At 41.1% G+C, this 18,220-nt stretch carries 15 protein-coding genes; 11 read left to right on the forward strand and 4 right to left on the reverse strand.

All coding sequences use genetic code 11. The features are described 5' to 3' along the window. Positions 1 to 60 precede the first annotated feature (60 nt). From AYR53_RS08470 to hemW, 10 genes are all read left to right on the forward strand, one after another. Entirely contained in the window at positions 61 to 4,401 is a 4,341-nt protein-coding gene (locus AYR53_RS08470) for a PolC-type DNA polymerase III (protein WP_068280812.1), read from the forward strand. 165 nt (positions 4,402 to 4,566) lie between these two features. Continuing rightward, complete coding sequence (rimP, locus tag AYR53_RS08475) at positions 4,567 to 5,040, forward strand: ribosome maturation factor RimP (RefSeq protein WP_068224638.1); 474 nt, start codon at positions 4,567 to 4,569, stop codon at positions 5,038 to 5,040. A 20-nt stretch (positions 5,041 to 5,060) separates the two neighbouring features. Continuing rightward, positions 5,061 to 6,203: a transcription termination factor NusA gene (gene nusA, locus AYR53_RS08480; RefSeq protein ID WP_068224635.1), complete on the forward strand. Its 1,143-nt coding sequence runs from the start codon at positions 5,061 to 5,063 to the stop codon at positions 6,201 to 6,203. A gap of 14 nt (positions 6,204 to 6,217) precedes the next feature. Next, entirely contained in the window at positions 6,218 to 6,523 is a 306-nt protein-coding gene (gene rnpM, locus AYR53_RS08485; protein ID WP_068224632.1) for an RNase P modulator RnpM, read from the forward strand. Beyond that, positions 6,513 to 6,827, forward strand: a complete 315-nt coding sequence (locus AYR53_RS08490; protein ID WP_068224629.1) for a L7Ae/L30e/S12e/Gadd45 family ribosomal protein — start codon at positions 6,513 to 6,515, stop codon at positions 6,825 to 6,827. Before rnpM ends, AYR53_RS08490 begins: the two co-directional genes overlap by 11 nt. A 4-nt stretch (positions 6,828 to 6,831) precedes the next feature. After that, the gene (gene infB / locus AYR53_RS08495) at positions 6,832 to 9,372 is read left to right on the forward strand and encodes a translation initiation factor IF-2 (RefSeq protein ID WP_068224626.1); all 2,541 of its coding nucleotides are present in this window, start codon (positions 6,832 to 6,834) and stop codon (positions 9,370 to 9,372) included. 20 nt (positions 9,373 to 9,392) lie between these two features. Next, positions 9,393 to 9,749: a 30S ribosome-binding factor RbfA gene (gene rbfA / locus AYR53_RS08500; protein ID WP_068280808.1), complete on the forward strand. Its 357-nt coding sequence runs from the start codon at positions 9,393 to 9,395 to the stop codon at positions 9,747 to 9,749. A 189-nt stretch (positions 9,750 to 9,938) separates the two neighbouring features. Next, positions 9,939 to 10,856: a tRNA pseudouridine(55) synthase TruB gene (truB, locus tag AYR53_RS08505; protein WP_068224620.1), complete on the forward strand. Its 918-nt coding sequence runs from the start codon at positions 9,939 to 9,941 to the stop codon at positions 10,854 to 10,856. A gap of 25 nt (positions 10,857 to 10,881) precedes the next feature. Next, on the forward strand, positions 10,882 to 11,838 hold the full coding sequence (ribF, locus tag AYR53_RS08510; protein WP_068224616.1) for a riboflavin biosynthesis protein RibF: 957 nt from the start codon (positions 10,882 to 10,884) through the stop codon (positions 11,836 to 11,838). Beyond that, positions 11,835 to 12,977 (forward strand): radical SAM family heme chaperone HemW, encoded by a 1,143-nt coding sequence (hemW, locus tag AYR53_RS08515; protein ID WP_068224613.1) that lies wholly within the window; start codon positions 11,835 to 11,837, stop codon positions 12,975 to 12,977. Before ribF ends, hemW begins: the two co-directional genes overlap by 4 nt. Positions 12,978 to 13,080: 103 nt before the next feature. Here hemW and AYR53_RS08520 read toward each other — a convergent pair whose 3' ends face one another. The 4 genes from AYR53_RS08520 to AYR53_RS08535 all read right to left on the reverse strand — a co-directional run bounded on the left by AYR53_RS08520 (position 13,081) and on the right by AYR53_RS08535 (position 16,843). Next, the gene (locus tag AYR53_RS08520; protein ID WP_068279055.1) at positions 13,081 to 14,352 is read right to left on the reverse strand and encodes an ISL3 family transposase; all 1,272 of its coding nucleotides are present in this window, start codon (positions 14,350 to 14,352) and stop codon (positions 13,081 to 13,083) included. 382 nt (positions 14,353 to 14,734) lie between these two features. Beyond that, positions 14,735 to 16,243, reverse strand: coding sequence for an IS66 family transposase (gene tnpC / locus AYR53_RS08525; RefSeq protein WP_068222405.1), 1,509 nt, complete (start codon positions 16,241 to 16,243; stop codon positions 14,735 to 14,737). Positions 16,244 to 16,296: 53 nt separating this feature from the next. Further along, entirely contained in the window at positions 16,297 to 16,671 is a 375-nt protein-coding gene (tnpB, locus tag AYR53_RS08530; protein WP_068222408.1) for an IS66 family insertion sequence element accessory protein TnpB, read from the reverse strand. Further along, complete coding sequence (locus tag AYR53_RS08535; protein ID WP_068222411.1) at positions 16,661 to 16,843, reverse strand: hypothetical protein; 183 nt, start codon at positions 16,841 to 16,843, stop codon at positions 16,661 to 16,663. The genes tnpB and AYR53_RS08535 overlap by 11 nt, the downstream gene beginning before the upstream one ends. A gap of 319 nt (positions 16,844 to 17,162) precedes the next feature. Here AYR53_RS08535 and hrcA point away from each other — a divergent pair, with 319 nt between their 5' ends. Further along, positions 17,163 to 18,206 carry a heat-inducible transcriptional repressor HrcA gene (hrcA, locus tag AYR53_RS08540; protein ID WP_068224608.1) on the forward strand — a complete coding sequence of 348 codons (1,044 nt, stop codon included), beginning with the start codon at positions 17,163 to 17,165 and terminating at the stop codon, positions 18,204 to 18,206. Positions 18,207 to 18,220 lie beyond the last annotated feature (14 nt).

The following is an 18,220-nucleotide window of genomic DNA, read 5'->3' on the forward strand; positions in this document are numbered from 1 at the left end:
AATATTTTTTTGCGTCACTTTTTAGTAACTGTGCGTGCTTTACAAGAAAGGATGGCCATAGTGAGTTTAAGCGAAAGTGAGTTGTTCAGTAAATTACTTGAACAGATTAAGCTTGATTTACCAGATGAGCAAAGTCAGTATTTTGAACAGGCTAAAGTCAAAAAAGTAGTTGTCCATCAGCAATCCAAGGTTTGGCAATTTTATTTTGAATTTGCCGATATTTTACCATTTGGCCTATTTACTAAGTTAGGGCAACATTTACAACAGGCATTTGCGGATATTGCGCGAGTAAAATTCTCTATTAGTAGTCGCGAGGCTCAAGTCGACAATCAAAATCTTGCCGATTACTGGCGTTATGCTGTAAAAACCAGTGGCATTACTTCGCCCTTCATTCAAGATTTATGTGAAAAAGGCCAACCATATTTGAATGACCGGCGGGTCCTGTTATTAGCCGATAACGAAATTATCAAAAACTTTTTAGTGACCCAAGCCTTAGAACCAATTGAGACGGCCTACCAAACAGTGGGATTTCCTAAACTGGCGATTCACCCGATGATTGATGAATCGGCATCGCAACAAAAAATTGATGAGTTTAAGGCGCAAAAGGCCAAACAGGATGCGGCCTTGGCCAAGCAGGCGGCTGTTAGTTTGCAAAAGGCTGCGGCCCAAAAAGAGAAAAAATCAGCAGAAGCAGTTTCTGGACCAATTTTAATGGGTCGGCAGATTAATACTAAAGAAGAAGTTCGCCGAATGATTGATTTGACTGAAGAAGAGAATTCAGTTGTGATTGAAGGTTACGTTTTTGACGTTGAAGTTCGTGTTTTACGATCGAAACGACAGTTGCTTATTTTTAAAATGACCGATTACACTTCTTCTTTTACTGTTAAAAAGTTTTCCCGGACTGATGAAGATGAACAATTATTTGCAGCCATGAAGCCTGGTATCTGGGTCAAAGTAAAGGGCAGTATTCAGGAAGATAACTTCATGCGTGATTTGGTTCTAAACGGGCGTGATATTCAACAAATTAAACACCAAGAGCGGTTGGATCAGGCTTCTGAGGGTGAGAAACGGGTTGAGTTACACTTGCACACTAACATGAGCCAAATGGATGCGACGAACAATATTAGTGAGTATGTTGCCCAGGCGGCCAAGTGGGGCCAAACAGCAGTGGCGGTTACGGATCATGCCGCCGTTCAGGCTTTTCCCGAAGCACACACAGCAGGACTGAAAAATAACGTTAAGATTCTTTACGGTGTTGAGGCTAACCTTGTTGATGATGGGGTTCCGATTGCTTATAACCTAAGTCATGCGCCGCTAAAGGATACTGAATATGTGGTCTTTGATACAGAAACAACGGGTTTATCGGCAGTTTACGATTCAATTATTGAACTTGCCGCTGTTAAAATGAAAAACGGTGAAGTAATTGATGAATTTGAAGCGTTTATTGATCCAGGTCACCCATTATCGGAAACAACCATTAATTTGACAAGTATCACTGATGATATGGTTCGAGGAACTAATACTGAACAGGAAGCCTTCACAAAATTTCAGGCCTTTTATCAAGGCACCGTTTTAGTGGGCCATAACGTTACGTTTGATATTGGCTTTTTGAATGCAGGTTATGCGCGTCATGATATGGGCGAGGTGGAGGTTCCAATTGTCGATACGTTGGAACTTGCCCGTTTGCTCCATCCAGAATTTAAAAATCATAAATTAGATTCATTGGCAAAACGTTTTAAAGTTAACTTGGAGCACCATCACCGGGCCAATGCGGATGCCGAATCTACCGGGCACTTGTTATTTATTTTCTTAAAAGATGCAGAAAAACGTTACAACATGCAATATATTGATGATCTAAATTCGCATTTAGGTGAAAATGATGCCTATAAACAGGCTCGGCCGTTTCACGCCGTCTTAATGGCCAAAACGCAGGCCGGTTTAAAGAATTTGTTTAAGCTGGTCTCATTATCAATGATTAGTTACTTTTACCGAATTCCGCGCTTACCACGTAGTGTGGTAGAAAAGTACCGGGAGGGCATTATGATTGGCTCTGCCTGTTCTAGCGGTGAGGTTTTTACAACAATGATGCAAAAAGGCTATAACGAAGCGCGTAAAAAGGCCAAGTTCTACGACTATTTAGAGATTATGCCAAAGGCAGTCTACGCACCACTGTTGGAGCGGCAACTAATTAACAATAATGGTGACTTAGAAGAAATTATCCAAAATATTGTTAAAATTGGCGCGGAACTGGGTAAACCAGTTGTTGCAACCGGAGATGTACATTATCTGGATCCTGTAGATAAAATTTACCGTAAAATTTTAATTAATTCCCAAGGTGGTGCCAATCCACTGAACCGAATTAATTTACCCGATGTTCATTTTCGGACGACAGATGAGATGCTGAAATCATTTCATTTCTTAGGGGAAGCAACCGCCAAAGAAGTGGTCGTTACTAATCCACAAAAGATTGCGGCAGAAGTTGAAGTTATGTCGCCAGTTAAAGATAAATTGTACACACCTAAAATGCCTGGCGCCGAAGATGACATTAAGACCATGACCTACACAACGGCCCATGAACTATATGGTGAAAAGTTGCCTGAAATTGTTGAAGAGCGAATTTCTAAAGAACTGAAAAGTATTATTGGTAATGGTTTTGCGGTACATTATTTAATCGCTCAGAAATTAGTGCATAAAAGTAATAAGGATGGTTATTTGGTTGGTTCACGTGGATCAGTTGGTTCAAGTTTAGTAGCCTATCTGGCCGGAATTACGGAAATCAACGCTTTACCACCACATTATCGTTGTAATAAGTGCCATTACACTAAGTTTTTCACTAAGGGTGAATACGGTTCTGGTTATGATTTACCTGACCAAAAATGTCCTGACTGTGGGAGTGACTTAGAAAAAGACGGTCATGATATTCCTTTTGAAACTTTTCTAGGCTTTCACGGTGATAAAGTGCCGGATATCGATCTAAATTTCTCTGGTGACTATCAGCCAATTGCCCATAATTATATGAAGGTTCTTTTTGGTGAAAATAACGTTTACCGTGCTGGTACGATTGGCACGGTGGCAGACAAGACTGGTTATGGCTACGTTAAGGCCTACGAGCGTGATACTGGGCAAACGTATCGTGGCGCAGAAATTGATCGCTTAGCGAAGGGTACAACGGGAGTTAAACGAACAACAGGGCAACATCCGGCTGGTATTTTGATTGTGCCGGATTACATGGATATTTACGACTTTACACCCATTCAATATCCGGCCGATGATCAGAGCGCGCCTTGGAAAACGAGTCACTTTGATTTCCATTCGATTCACGATAATATTTTGAAGATGGATATTTTAGGGCATGATGATCCGACAATGATTCGTAAGTTACAGGATCTGTCGGGAATTGAGCCGAAATCAATTCCACCAGTTGACCCCAAGGTAATGTCCTTGTTTTCAGGTACCGACGCCTTAGATGTTACGCCGGAGCAAATTGGTTCAAAAACTGGGACGCTAGGAATTCCGGAATTTGGAACTCGCTTTGTTCGTGGCATGTTAGAAGAAACTCACCCAACAACCTTCTCTGAATTACTCCAAATCTCTGGCTTATCACACGGGACGGATGTTTGGTTGGGTAACGCTGAAGAACTAATTCAAAAGAACGTTGTCACTTTAAAGGATGTTATTGGTTGTCGGGATAATATTATGCTTGATTTGATTCATTACGGAATGGATGCTTCGATGGCCTTCCAAATAATGGAGCACGTTCGTAAAGGCCGCGGGATTCCCGATGAGTGGCAAAAGGCCATGCGCGAAAATGAAAATGTGCCCAATTGGTACATTGATTCCTGTTTGAAGATTAAATACATGTTTCCTAAGGCGCACGCGGCTGCTTATATTTTAATGGCATTACGAGTTGCCTACTTTAAAGTTTATTATCCAATTCTTTATTACGCGGCCTACTTTACAGTTCGGGCCGAGGATTTTGATTTGGTTGCCATGGCCCACGGAAAAGATGCAGTTAAAGCGGCCATGAAAGAAATCACGGATAAGGGCATGGATGCTTCAGCAAAAGAAAAGAATCTCTTAACTGTTTTAGAGTTGGCTAACGAAATGCTTGAGCGTGGTTTTAAATTTGAAATGGTTAGTGTTGAGCGCTCAGACGCGGCAGAATTTGTTATTGAAGATGATGGCAAAACACTTCTGGCACCATTTAGGGCAGTTCCAAGTCTAGGGATGAACGTTGCTAAACAAATTGTTTCTGCCCGGGAAGAAAAACCGTTTTTGTCTAAAGAAGACTTAAGTAAACGCGGCAAAGTGTCTAAGACGTTAATTGATTATTTGACTGAGAATCATGTTCTTGATGGGATGCCAGATGAAAACCAGTTATCCTTGTTTGATATGATGTAGTTAAGGTAAGGAAAGTTGCGCTAGCACAGGTTCTATGGTATTATATAAACAGTATTTTGATACCTTAGTTGGAGTGAGCAGCGATGCTCGCTCTTTTTATTGGTTAAATTCTAGACACACTTTAATCATGTAAAAAGTAACCGAATTTTTAAAGGAGGCGTCAGTGTGAGTAGCGTCATAGAAACAGTTCAGGATGTTGTAACGCCGATTGTGAGTGATCTTCATGTTGAATTGGTTGACATTGAATTTGTGAAGGAAGGAAAAAGCTGGTATTTACGCGTCTATATTGATAAACCAGGTGGCATTGATATCGAAGAGTGCGCGCTTGTAAGCGAAAAGGTTAGCGAACAGCTTGATGCCATGGATCCTGATCCCATTCCACAGGCTTATTTTCTTGAAGTTTCATCGCCTGGCGCAGAACGTCCTTTGAAAAAAGAGGCCGATTATCAAAGAGCAATTGGGGACTACATTCATATTTCCTTATACCAACCGGTTGCTGGTGCTAAAATTTATGAAGGTACCTTGAAATCAGTTTCAGCGGATGAGTTAACATTGGACATAAAAATTAAAACACGACATAAAGAAATGACTTTTGATCGTAAAAAAATTGCGCAAGCCAGATTGGCGATTGAATTTTAAGTTGAAGGGACCGAACAAAAATGAGCAAGGAAATGCTGAGTGCCCTAAATGCACTGGAAACGGAAAAAGGCGTCAAAAAAGAAGTTGTGATCGAGGCACTAGAAGCTGCCTTAGTATCAGCTTATAAACGTAACTACGGTCAAGCACAAAATGTAGAGGTTGAGTTTGATCAAGCTAAGGGTGATATTCACGTTTACGCTGTTAAAGAAGTTACTGATGAAGTGTTTGATTCTCGCCTCGAAGTAAGTCTCAAGGACGCCTTAGTCATTAATGATGCTTATGAGGTTGGCGATGACATTCGTTTCGAGGTAACTCCGAAAGACTTTGGTCGAATTGCGGCCCAAACGGCCAAGCAAGTTATCTTACAACGTGTTCGTGAAGCCGAACGTAATATCATTTATGACCAGTACATTAAGTACGAAAATGAGATTATGCAAGGTGTCGTTGAGCGCCGGGATAGTCGCTATATTTACGTTAGTTTAGGTAAAATTGAGGCCATTTTGGCCAAAAATGATCAAATGCCGAACGAACATTATGAGCCCCATGATCGGATTAAAGTTTACGTAACTAAGGTTGAAAATACACCAAAGGGACCGCAAGTATACGTTAGTCGGACACACCCTGACTTAGTTAAACGATTATTTGAACAAGAAGTTCCGGAGATTTATGATGGAACAGTAGAGATTGTTTCAATTTCTCGTGAGGCCGGCGATCGAACTAAGATGGCGGTTCGTAGTAATGATGAAAACGTTGATCCAGTTGGGACTTGTGTCGGTCCCCGGGGCCAGCGTGTTCAAGCAATTGTTAACGAACTTTCCGGTGAAAATATGGATATCATTGAATGGATGGATGATCCGGCGGCTTACATTGCCAATGCTCTAAATCCAGCCCAAGTGGTCGATGTGACTTTTGATCCAGAAAATGAAAAGGCCGTGACCGTTATTGTACCTGATTATCAATTATCATTGGCCATTGGAAAACGTGGTCAAAATGCGCGACTTGCTGCTAAGTTGACGGGTTACAAGATTGATATCAAATCTGAAACTGAGGCTGATGAACCAGAAGAAGCAGAAGAAGAAAAACGGCCAGAAACGTCAGCAACAGAAGTAAATGATACGCCAGTTGACGACGGTGACACCGACCAAACTAATCAGGAAGACTAATGGGGGTGACACACATGAAACAACGAAAAATTCCCATGCGCAAAGATGTTGTCAGCAACGAAATGAAACCTAAAAAAGAAATGGTTCGGATCGTTCGTGATAAAGAAGGTGCTGTCACTATTGATTCAACTGGTAAAAAATCCGGCCGCGGCGCGTACATTTCGCTTGAACCGGTAGCAGTTGAAGAAGCAGGCAGCAAGCATATTTTAGATAAGGCCTTAAATGTTGCGGTAACTGATGATTTTTATGCAGAATTATTAGCCTACGTTAAGCATCAAAAGGCACGCCAAGAACTTTTTGGCACTAAAGATGCTAAGTAATCAAAAAGCGTTGAATTTGCTGGGACTTAGTTTGCGAGCCGGGCAATTGGTGATGGGTGAGGGCCTCGTGATCAAGGCAATTCAACAGGAAAAGGCCAAATTGGTTTTGGTTGCAACTGACGCAAGTCAAGCAACTCAAGCTAAATTTGCTGCAAAGGGTGACACTTACAGTGTGCCCGTTTTAAACGCCTTCACCAAAGAAGCAATGAGTCAAGCATTAGGCCGACCACGAACAATCATCGCAGTGGTTGATCAAGGCTTTGCTAAGCGACTGATTGCGCTACTGAATACGCAAGGAGCGTGAAGATATGGCTAAAAAACGTATCTATGAACTAGCAAAAGAATTAAATGTCGAATCTAAAGTGATCTTGGACCATGCAAAAAAGACCGGAATTTCGGTCAAAAATCATATGTCCACTGTTGACGATAGTCAAGAAAAGACTTTACGGGCAACTTTTGGACCGAAAAAGGAGGAGAAAAAGCCAAACACACAAACTAAAAGTGTAGTAACTAAAAAGCCAGTTCAACCGGCTAATCACGAACACCATTCGGCCAGCAAGCCGGTAGTTCGCAACACACAAAGTACGCAAAATCATCAAAGTAATCAAGGTCATACGAGTAGTCAAGCGCACCATTCAACTACTCAGTCGCAGAATAATAATGATCATCGTCAGGGCCAACGGTTTAATAATAACCGTGGTAACCAGCAGAATAATAATCATGGTCAATCAAATAATAATCACCAACATAATAATAACCATGCACGAATTAACGCCAACCAAAACGTTAACACACAGGCTAAATCACCTAACCGTGCACCAATAAATGCTGCGAATCCACAAAACGTGACCAGTGGCCACACAACTCGGATTAATAACAGTAATCGCACCGGAGTTACTGGTGGTAATGGTAATAGTCGCAATAATAATCGTTTTGGCGGAACGCAGAACCGTTTCGGGGGTAACAATAATCGGGGTGGCAATCGTTTTGGCGGTAATAATCGTGGTCGCTTTAATAAAAAGAAGGGCCGGCGCTTTAATCGTTCAAGCAAGCCCCAGGCACCAGCTACTCAGCGTAAGGATCGTGCGTTGCCAGAAGTATTGCAATATACTGAAGGTATGAACGTTCAGGACATTGCTAAATTAATTCATCGCGAACCGGCCGAAATCATTAAGAAGTTATTTATGATGGGAACAATGGTTAACCAAAATCAATCTTTGGACAAGGACACGATCGAAATTCTTGCCGCTGATTATGGGATTAAGGCCGAAGAAAAAGTTACCGTTGATATTTCTGATTTAGATAAATTCTTTGAAGATGGTCAAACGAATACTGAACACCTTGAAAATCGGCCACCAGTTGTTACCATCATGGGTCACGTTGATCATGGTAAAACAACATTACTTGATAAACTTCGTCACACTAATGTCACTGAGGGCGAAGCAGGCGGAATTACGCAGGCAATTGGTGCCTACCAAGTAAAATCAAATAATCGTTTAATTACTTTCTTGGATACACCAGGACACGCTGCCTTTACGGATATGCGTGCTCGAGGTGCAGATATCACCGATATTATTGTGCTGGTTGTTGCCGCCGATGATGGGGTAATGCCACAGACGATTGAGGCCATTAATCATGCTAAGGCCGCCCACGCACCGATTATCGTTGCGGTTAACAAGATTGATAAACCTAACGCTAATCCTGATAATGTGATGAAGCAATTAACCGAATACGGTTTAATTCCTGAAGACTGGGGTGGCGATACCATTTTTGTACCTATTTCCGCAAAATTTGGTAAAAACCTTGACCAATTACTCGAAATGATTTTGCTTGAAGCCGATATGCTTGAATTAAAGGCTAATCCAGAACAAAAAGCAGCCGGAACTGTAATTGAGGCTCGTTTAGATAAGGGTAAAGGTGCGGTTGCTTCGTTACTTGTTCAACAAGGAACTTTGCACATTGGTGATCCAATTGTGGTTGGGAATACCTTTGGGCGTGTTCGGATCATGACCAGTGATCAAGGCCGCCGAGTTAAGGAAGCAACACCTTCAACCCCTGTTGAAATTACTGGTTTAAGTGACGTTCCAGAATCTGCCGATAAGTTTGTTGTTTTTGCAGATGAGAAAACAGCGCGTGCTGCTGGTGAGGAACGGGCTAAACGTGCTGTATTAGAACAACGTAATCATACTAAACACGTTACCTTGGATAATTTGTTTGAAACCATGCAAGAGGGTCAACTTAAAGAGGTTGACGTCATTATTAAGGCGGACGTACAAGGTTCAGTTGAGGCTTTAGCCAACAGTTTGCAAAAGATTGAGGTTGAAGGCGTTCGGGTTAATATTATCCACGAGGCCGTTGGTGCAATCAATGAAAGTGATGTTACTCTGGCCGCAGCAAGTAATGCGGTTATTATTGGCTTTAACGTTCGACCAACTGCACGAGCAAAGGAACAGGCAGATTCAGAAGACGTTGATGTTCGTTTGCATAACGTTATCTATCAAGCAATTGATGAAGTTGAAACTGCAATGAAAGGCTTACTCGAACCAACCTATAAAGAAAAGGTTATTGGGCAGCTTGAAGTTCGTGAAATCTACAAGGTTTCTAAAGTTGGGACTATCGCTGGTTTTTACGTCACAAGTGGCTTAGTTCAACGAGATTCAGGTGTTCGCTTAATTCGTGATGGTATTGTCGTTTATGATGGTAAAATTGCTAGTTTGAAGCATTTGAAGGACGACGTAAAAGAAGTTCGTCAAGGCTTTGAAGGTGGTTTGATGATTGAAAATTACAATGATGTCAAGATTGGTGACACAATTGAAGTTTATATCATGGAAGAAGTTCCGGTTAAGTAGTAGACCTTGGAGGTAAACTAATGGCACATTATCGGATTGGTCGTGTTTCACAGGAAATCCAAAAGGAAACAACGGATATTTTGATGAAACGAGTACGTGATCCACGTGTACAAGGCGTCACAATTACTGGTGTTAATGTAACTGGTGATTTACAACAGGCCACTATTTATTACAGTATTCTTTCTGATACTGCACATGATGGTGAAAAGGCACAACAGGGCTTAGAAAAGGCAAGCGGTCTAATTCGTAAGGAATTAGGGCAGCGAATTCGCTTATATAAGATTCCTGAACTAACCTTTGAACGTGATGAATCAGTTCAATACGGCAATCGAATTGATCAATTAATTGATCAATTACACCGACAAGAACGTGGATAACCTATGAGAGAGTGGGAGAAAGACGCTTACGATTGAATTTTGTGGTTTCGTACAAGCGTTTTTCCACACTCTTTTTTGTTTGCCAAAATGATAGCGGCTTCTTTTGTGACTTGGCCGCTTTTTTGCTATAATAAATACGTCTAATTAAAAGTAAGTGTAAGTTAAATAAAATTAAGCGGGGGATGTCAAATGGATGGTATTTTACCATTATATAAGCCTAGAGGAATGACAAGTCGGCAATGTGATTCAAAAGTTCGTCATATTTTAAAAACGCGTAAAGTGGGTCATGGGGGCACATTGGATCCTAACGTTGATGGTGTGTTACCAATTTGTATTGGCAAAGCAACTAAGGTCGTTGATTATTTGGTTGGGAGTGGTAAAGTTTATCAAGGTGAGGTTACCTTGGGTTTTGCGACGACAACTGAGGATCTGGATGGTGAGGTTATTGCCACGAAGGCAGTTGCGGCAGCACCCAGTAATGAAGTAATTGATCAAACCTTGCACCAATTTACTGGTACTATCACTCAAACCCCACCAATGTATTCGGCAATTAAAGTTAATGGTCGGCGACTTTATGATTACGCACGGGCAGGAGAAACCGTTGAACGACCTAAACGGCAGGTCACCATCACGGATTTTAAACGTTTAAATGAACCGCAATATGATGAACAAGCTAAAACGGTCAAGTTTAAATTTGAGGTTAGTTGTTCAAAGGGGACCTATGTCCGAACCTTAGCCGTTGATGTTGGGGTTAAGCTGGGTTATCCAGCGGTAATGTCCGCTTTAACGAGAACATACAGCGGTGGTTTTGCACTCGCTGATACTATCAGTTTAGAAGCACTGACCGACTTAGTGGAAAAACAACAATCGTTAACGGCTTTACGACCGTTGGATTATGCTTTGCGTCACTATCCCGCCGTAGATTTAACAATCGAGCAGTGGCACCAAGTTCAAAACGGCGCCTTTTTACCTGCAGAAATTTTCAGTATGGTTGCCGACGAAGCGTCGGTTGCCGTTCGTTTTGAAGGATCAATTAAGGCGTTGTACCACCAGTCACAGTACCCAAATTTATATAAACCAGAAAAGATGTTTTCAGTTGAAAACTGATCTTTGAATTAAAGGAGTAATTGATATGGACGTCGTTCGAATTCACCACCCGTACTCAGTTAAACAAATTAAACCAGAACCGGTTGTCTTGACCTTAGGCTTTTTTGATGGCGTACACCGTGGGCATCAAGCGGTTATTGGGCGTGCCCGGGAGGAAGCAAGGAAACGTCATTTACGTTTGGCCGTAATGACGTTTAACCAACATCCATCACTAGTCTTTCATCAATTGGATCGTCGTTCGGCAACTTATCTAACCACGATTCCAGAAAAGATAGATCGGATGGCAGAGTTAGGGGTGGATCTTCTTTACATTGTTGATTTTACTTCGGCTTTTGCTAACTTAGCGCCGGAAAAATTTGTTAAACAGTACATTGTGGATTTACATGCCCAAGTAGCGGTAGCAGGGTTCGATTATACTTTTGGTCCACAACGTGCGGGAATGGCCGATTTACCACAATTTGCAAAGGGACGTTTTGACGTTATTCAGGTCGGTCAATTGAATCAAAATGCAGAAAAAGTCAGTTCAACAAGAATTCGGCAAGCAATTGATGTTGGTGATATCGATGAAGCGGCTAGTTTATTAGGTTATCCTTACCATTTACTTGGCACTGTGGTCCATGGTGAAGCACGCGGGCGGACGATTGGTTTTCCAACGGTTAATATTCGACCTGAACCTTATTCACGGGTGCCAGGAATTGGAATTTATGCAGTTCAAATTAAAATTTGTGACGTTTGGTATTTAGGAATGGCCTCGATTGGCCGTAATATTACTTTTGGTGATGATCGTGACGTTACAATTGAAATCTACATCCTTAATTTTGGCAAAATGGTTTACGGCGAACCAGTTGAAATTGTTTGGTACAGTCGTTTACGTGGTGAAGTTAAGTTTGATAGTGCTGCCGGTTTGATTGACCAGCTTAAACTTGATGAAGTGGCAACCCGCGATTACTTTACGCAATATAGGGGGGAGCTACTTTCATGACCGGGGCTTACTTACATATTCCCTTCTGTGAGCATATTTGTTACTATTGTGATTTTAATAAAGTCTTCTTAGAAGGACAGCCAGTTGATGAATATATTGATCGCTTGATTACGGAGATGCGGCTGGTAATGGCAGCACATCCTGAAGAAGAAATTAAAACAATTTACGTTGGTGGAGGAACGCCGACTACATTAACACCAAAACAGTTGGCCCATTTATTGGCGGGAATTCGTCGTTACTTACCTTTTGAAGAAGGAGAATTTACGTTTGAGGCCAATCCCAATGATTTACTCACAACTGATAAATTGCAGGTGTTGCGTGATTACGGGGTTAATCGCTTGAGCATTGGCGTTCAGTCTTTTAATGACGAAATTTTGAAAAAGATCGGCCGAATTCATACTAGCGCCAATGTTTATACAGCCATTAAAAATGCTCGTAAAGTTGGTTTTGATAACATCAGTATTGATTTAATCTTTCGTTTGCCAGGGCAGAGCATTGCTGATTTTACGGATAGTTTAGACCGGGCAATTGCTTTAGATTTGCCGCATTACGCAACGTATTCATTAATTCTCGAACGTAAAACTGTTTTTTATAATATGATGCGTCAAGGAAAGCTGTTCTTGCCAACGCAGGATATTGAGGCTGATATGTATGAACTGGCCATTGAAAAATTTGCTCAGGCAGGTCGTGCGCAGTATGAGATTAGTAATTTCGCGTTACCAGGTATGGAATCCCAGCATAATTTAATCTATTGGCGCAATGAAAAATATTTTGGTTTTGGTGCTGGTGCCCACGGTTATTTAGGAAAGGATCGTTACCAAAATTTTGGTCCGATTCAACAGTATTTACAGCCTTTACGGGCCAACAAATTACCCGTTTTTGAGCATCGTGTTTTATCTTTATCTGAACAAATTGAAGAGGAAATGTTCCTTGGTTTGCGTAAGAGGGAAGGTGTTTCCCAAACGCGTTTTGAAGAGAAATTTCATTTGCCGATTGCGGCTGTTTACGGCCAAACCGTTAATAACTTGATTAAGCGTGGTTTAATGAAGCAACAAGGCGATCGTTTAAGTTTAACGAAGCGAGGTGAATTCTTGGGTAACGATGTTTTCCAAGAATTCTTAATTGATGAGGCAATTTAAAATAAGACGACTTAAAAATAATCTAATGAACTAGATTATTTCGAGGTTGTTTTTATTGGCTCTTCGTCAACTGTTGTTGGTGAATCCATATTTCGAGTTCTAATCACTTCGTGATTAGGGCTCTTTTTGTTTTGATTTTGAAAACGTATAGTACTCGAGTTCTAAACCTCCAGAAGCTGCGATAGCCAAAACTGGCTCGTTTGATCGCCTTGATTTTATTATTAGAACCTTCCAAAGGACCATTTGAATAGTGTGTGGTAAAGGTGTTACGAATCTCATCATGATGGCTTTCAAGTGTTTTAATCGTGTTCTTCATTTCTTCAGAATACGTTTTGTTATTCCAAAATGCCGCATTGTAGTTATGCCAATCTTGATGTTGGACAGCTGACCGGACGCTGTTTAAGACTTGATAAGTTTGTTCTAGTTCTGAATCCAACGATAACAGCTGATGGACAACATCGGTGGCAGCCATCCAGTAAGGAAAATTAGTCCACTTTTTGAATTGTTCAAAGTTAAGCTGTTCAGTTGGTACTAACAACAGCTTCCAGTAGCGCTTAAGGGCGTGAAATTCGCGAGAAGACGGGGTAAACTTCTTCATCACCTTGATTCTGGTTTTGTTAAACGCCCGATTTAGGGCGTTGATAATATGAAACTTGTCCATGACCACCATGGCATTGGGGAACACGGTCTGCACAAGCTTGGGGTAGGTATAATTCATATCAGTCACAATAATTTTGACGTTTTCTCGGGCAGCTTGATCGAAGCGGTAAAAATACTTCTCTAGTTTATTGATGGTTCGATAAGGGAGTAAGTCGATTAATTCATGGGTTTCGCCATTCATGAACTCAAAGCTCATGGCACCAGTAGCGCTCTTGGTACTCTTCACCTCATCCATTAAGATGATCTCTGGTAAATAGTGCCAATTGGTTTGAAAGTCTCGTTCAGCGCGCATTAACTGGCGGCCCACAAATGAATCTGATGCCGATACTTCATTGGCAATGTGCTTCAAAGAGACCGGTTCACCGAGCTTCTCTAGGCATTCTTTGCGGCTGGTGTTTGAAATTGTACAGTGTTTCGGAACTGCCAATGTTTGTGCAAGAAAGTTGCCGTGACATTCTTTACAGTGGAAATAGCGGCGCTTTAAGGCTAAGATGACGGTGTTGCTCAGAACCTTCGAGAATCTGATAGTGGTATTGCGCCAGCCGTAGTTAATAATCTTTTGATCATTGATAATCCCGCACTTGGGACAAGCCTTCGGCGTGTAATCCAAGTGGCCAGTTAAGCGAATAACCCCGTCTTCTCCAGTTTCACCGTCAGTAATTTTTAGGTTCTCGTCAGCTATTCCTAATAATAATTTTGTAGTATCATGACACATAGGGCATTTCCTTCTTTCTGAAAAATCTTCGTGGTGGTTGACTTGGATGAACGGACAGGAAATGTCCGCTTTTTTATTCTAGCCATAAATAAAAAATCTGTCATCAGTAATAGATGAAAATCTATTACCAACAACAGATATTGTAGAACCTTTTTATTTTGCCTTAAATTAAGACGTTACCAAGCAATAAAGTCAAATTTTGACGAAGTTTATACTTAGAGACATAAATTTAATTATTAGTGCGCACTGGAAGATTTATTTTGAATGATGGCTATTAAATAATTCGTAAGCAGTAAATAATCGACCGTTTAAAAAAGGCAAACCGGCTTCTCGAAATTGAGAAATCGGTTTGTCTTTTACATTACGCCACTATTTCTGGCTTCTATTCATTTGACGCTTTATTTCTATCTTGATGTCTTGCCCCAGAATAATTCCATGGTAAATAACCCTCTAGCTGGGCCAAATCGGTGAAACTAGGGTGTTGGGGCATTGTTTTTAATAAATAGGTGATATAGCCTCGCGGATCAAGCCCGTTAGCTTTAGCACTTTCCACTAAAGTTAACCAAATAGCCGTTGATCTTGCGCCTGCTTGGCTGGTACTGAAGAGCCAGTTCTTTCGACCAATCACCAGGCTCTTCATATTGCGCTCCGCCGCATTATTACTCCAGTCCATGATACCAACGTTGACTAGCCGCTCTAGTGTAGATCGTTGATCGATCGCGTAAGTGACGGCTTTACCCAAACGTGATTTAGGTAATACGTCGGCCGAATCGATCCACTGCCAGAATCGCTTCAATAATTTACGCACTTTACTACGGCGTCTTCGACGACGTACCCGGGGCGAAAAATGTTGCCATTGACGCTCCAAGGCAAACATCTCGTCAATTAGCGCTAAGGGAACACTGCTAATTGGCTTACCATTAGCTTGGGTGGCATCGTAAAACTTACGGCGCACATGCGCCCAACAACCGATACGCGTAACACTATTTTCTAACAGATTATAGCCGGTATAGCCATCACACTGCAGGATGCCGGTAAAGTTCCGATATAACTTTTGCGCAAAGGTTCCTGAACGCGTACTGCCATAAGCATAAAAAATGATTTGCTGCGGACTTTGTTTTACTGTTCTAGCCACCCACATATATGATTTAGCGGCTGCTGTTTTACCAGGCTCACGTAACACCTGCATCGGTGTTTCGTCACCCTGTAAATAACGTTGGTTGCTGAGTCGCTGCTGTAATAAATTATAAATTGGTTCGACCAACTGACTCGTTTTGATAATCCAGTTTGAGATTGTTGCCTCTGATAACGCAATACCCAAGCGCTGCCAATCTGCTAACTGTCGGTATAGTGGTGTTGCCAATAGAAACTTTTTATGAATGATCTCCGCGACTAACGAAGCCGAGGCGAGACTATGCGGAATTAAAGCGACTGGCGTTTGGGCTTGCACCAAATGAGCGCTGCCAGCTTCAAGCTCACATTCAGAACACTTATAGGTTTGCGTATAAATATGTTCTCGATAAAGTTTGGCCGGAATGAAATGCACCTCTTCACGAACAAACTTTTTCCCAACCGGTGTCAACTCGTGCCCATAGGCACATTGTTGCGTTGGTAGATCAATAACAGTTTCTCTTACTGGTAAATCACGACTTAGAGTTTCTTGCCGTGTCTTTTTGCGCTTTTTCTTTGCCGGTACTTGATCTGCGTCGCTTTGTTGGCCAGGTTGCTCTGGCGTGATAAAAACACCGTCATTACCTTCTAGTAGTGACAGTTGGTTAGGATCAATTTGTTCTGATTTTTGACCGTAAATTTTTTTAGTCAAGTAGGCAACCATTTCAGTTAGTTCCGCGACTTGCTTACGTAGCGCTATAATTTCTTCTTCGGGTGTCATTAGCTTTATCCACTCAATCCGTATTTGTTGAATTGAGTTTACCATGTCTTACACTAATTTGGATAGTTATTTTTTCTTCTTTCATGTCCAGGCGGACATGTTTGATGAATTGTCGCGTCTAATGACCAACCACTGAGTAATCGTGTCAACTGTTTAGAATTTAATTTACGGAGTGCATTCTGATCAGTCGGCCATTGAAGTCGACCGTTTTCGATCCGCTTATAAAGTAATAAAAAACCATCACCGTCCCAAAATAAGGCCTTAAAACGGTCTTTTCTGGTTCCACAGAATAAATATAAGGCGCGATTGTATGGATCTAAATCAAATTGATCTTGGATAACACCAGCTAAACCATCGATTCCCCGACGTAAATCGGTTTTTCCACAAACTAAAAAGACCTGTTGAATCTGTCGTTGATCAATTATCACCAGCGAACACCGCCTTTAAAACTGCCTCTAAAATATAGTTGTTAATTCGATTGTAAACTACGACCGATTTATTAGCATCAACTCTAATTTGCAGGGCTTTTGTTGCCATAGTAGATCGCGATTGAGAACCAGAATGATCCATTTTAATTTGAACAATATCCGGTTTATCCAATAAAAATCACCTCACCAATTATTTGATGAGGCAATCATAACTTGAATTAAATTATTTTTGAAGTCGGTCAGTTATTTACTGCTTACAATAATTCACGACCTGAATTACTTTTTTCAACACATTTATACTAAATTAGTCAAGAAATACCTAATAAAGCTATTTTCCAAACACTCCTGGGGTTAAACTACTCGTTTGTTTTGTAAAATAATATTTTTGTAAGAAAAAGGTTGTCCTGCCTTGACTTAATTCATGGAAGTTGTTATATTAATAATTGTGTTAGCACTCATAGATGCTAAGTGCTAAAGAAGAGGTGGTTAGAATGCTGACCAAGCGACAGTTACTTATCTTGAAAGAGATTGTTCGTTTGTATACTGAATATGGCCAGCCTGTCGGTTCGAAAAAGCTTCTTGAACAGTTGCCAATGCACGTCAGTTCTGCCACTGTCAGAAATGAAATGGTTCATTTAGAGGATATGGGGTTAATTGAAAAAACACACTTATCTTCCGGGCGCATTCCATCGATGAAAGGGTATCGTTATTACCTTGATCATTTAGTCGAGCCTAGCAGTGTAGACGCAAATGATATGGCAGTTATTGAAACATCCTTTGACCAAAGCTATCATGAGATTGATCAAATTGTTGCGCAGTCCGCTAAAATTCTATCAAGTTTGACTAGTTATACCGCAATTTCTTTAGGCCCAGAATTAAAGGAAGCACGTTTAACTGGTTTTCGTTTAGTACCACTGGACAATAACCAGGTGATGGCAATTTTAGTGACTGATAGCGGTGCGGTTGAAAACCAAATCTTTTCGATCCCTAATGGAATCGATAGTGATAGTTTAGAAAAGGTCATTCGAATTATAAACGATGAGTTGGTCGGCCTACCACTAACGAAAGTGATCAAAAAGCTGCATACAAGTATTCCGCAGCTTTTAACGCACTACATGATTACACCATCTGGTTTCTTAGATATATTTGGTGGTGTTTTGAAGAAGGCGGCTCAAGAACGCTTTTACGTTGGTGGTAAGATGAATCTAATTAATACTAGCACCATTAAGGACGTTAACCAATTAAAATCACTTTACGCCATGATTGATAAAAACGATGATTTGGCTAAGCTACTAGGGGAACCGGCGGATCAGCCAATTGAAGTACGTTTAGGCGATGAAATGACGAATGACTTACTGAAAAATTTTAGTTTAATTACCGCAACTTATAATGTTAGTGAACATGGACGGGGTATGATTGCACTTTTAGGACCGACTAGTATGCCATATTCACGAATGATTGGGTTATTAGACGTTTTTCGTGAGGAACTAGCAAAAAAAATTACTGATTATTATGCTCACTTTGGGGATGAATAGTCACTGGAGGTGAA

Source organism: Loigolactobacillus backii, assembly GCF_001663675.1.
In the GTDB taxonomy this organism is placed as follows: domain Bacteria; phylum Bacillota; class Bacilli; order Lactobacillales; family Lactobacillaceae; genus Loigolactobacillus; species Loigolactobacillus backii.

Bases quoted from the DNA above. Each gene is read 5' to 3' on its own strand.
- ribF (WP_068224616.1), top strand. From the start codon at position 10,882: ATGGACGTCGTTCGAATTCACCACCCGTACTCAGTTAAACAAATTAAA.
- rnpM (WP_068224632.1), top strand. From the start codon at position 6,218: ATGAAACAACGAAAAATTCCCATGCGCAAAGATGTTGTCAGCAACGAA.
- truB (WP_068224620.1), top strand. From the start codon at position 9,939: ATGGATGGTATTTTACCATTATATAAGCCTAGAGGAATGACAAGTCGG.
- nusA (WP_068224635.1), top strand. From the start codon at position 5,061: ATGAGCAAGGAAATGCTGAGTGCCCTAAATGCACTGGAAACGGAAAAA.
- AYR53_RS08490 (WP_068224629.1), top strand. From the start codon at position 6,513: ATGCTAAGTAATCAAAAAGCGTTGAATTTGCTGGGACTTAGTTTGCGA.
- infB (WP_068224626.1), top strand. From the start codon at position 6,832: ATGGCTAAAAAACGTATCTATGAACTAGCAAAAGAATTAAATGTCGAA.
- AYR53_RS08520 (WP_068279055.1), bottom strand. From the start codon at position 14,352: ATGTGTCATGATACTACAAAATTATTATTAGGAATAGCTGACGAGAAC.
- hemW (WP_068224613.1), top strand. From the start codon at position 11,835: ATGACCGGGGCTTACTTACATATTCCCTTCTGTGAGCATATTTGTTAC.
- rbfA (WP_068280808.1), top strand. From the start codon at position 9,393: ATGGCACATTATCGGATTGGTCGTGTTTCACAGGAAATCCAAAAGGAA.
- hrcA (WP_068224608.1), top strand. From the start codon at position 17,163: ATGCTGACCAAGCGACAGTTACTTATCTTGAAAGAGATTGTTCGTTTG.
- tnpC (WP_068222405.1), bottom strand. From the start codon at position 16,243: ATGACACCCGAAGAAGAAATTATAGCGCTACGTAAGCAAGTCGCGGAA.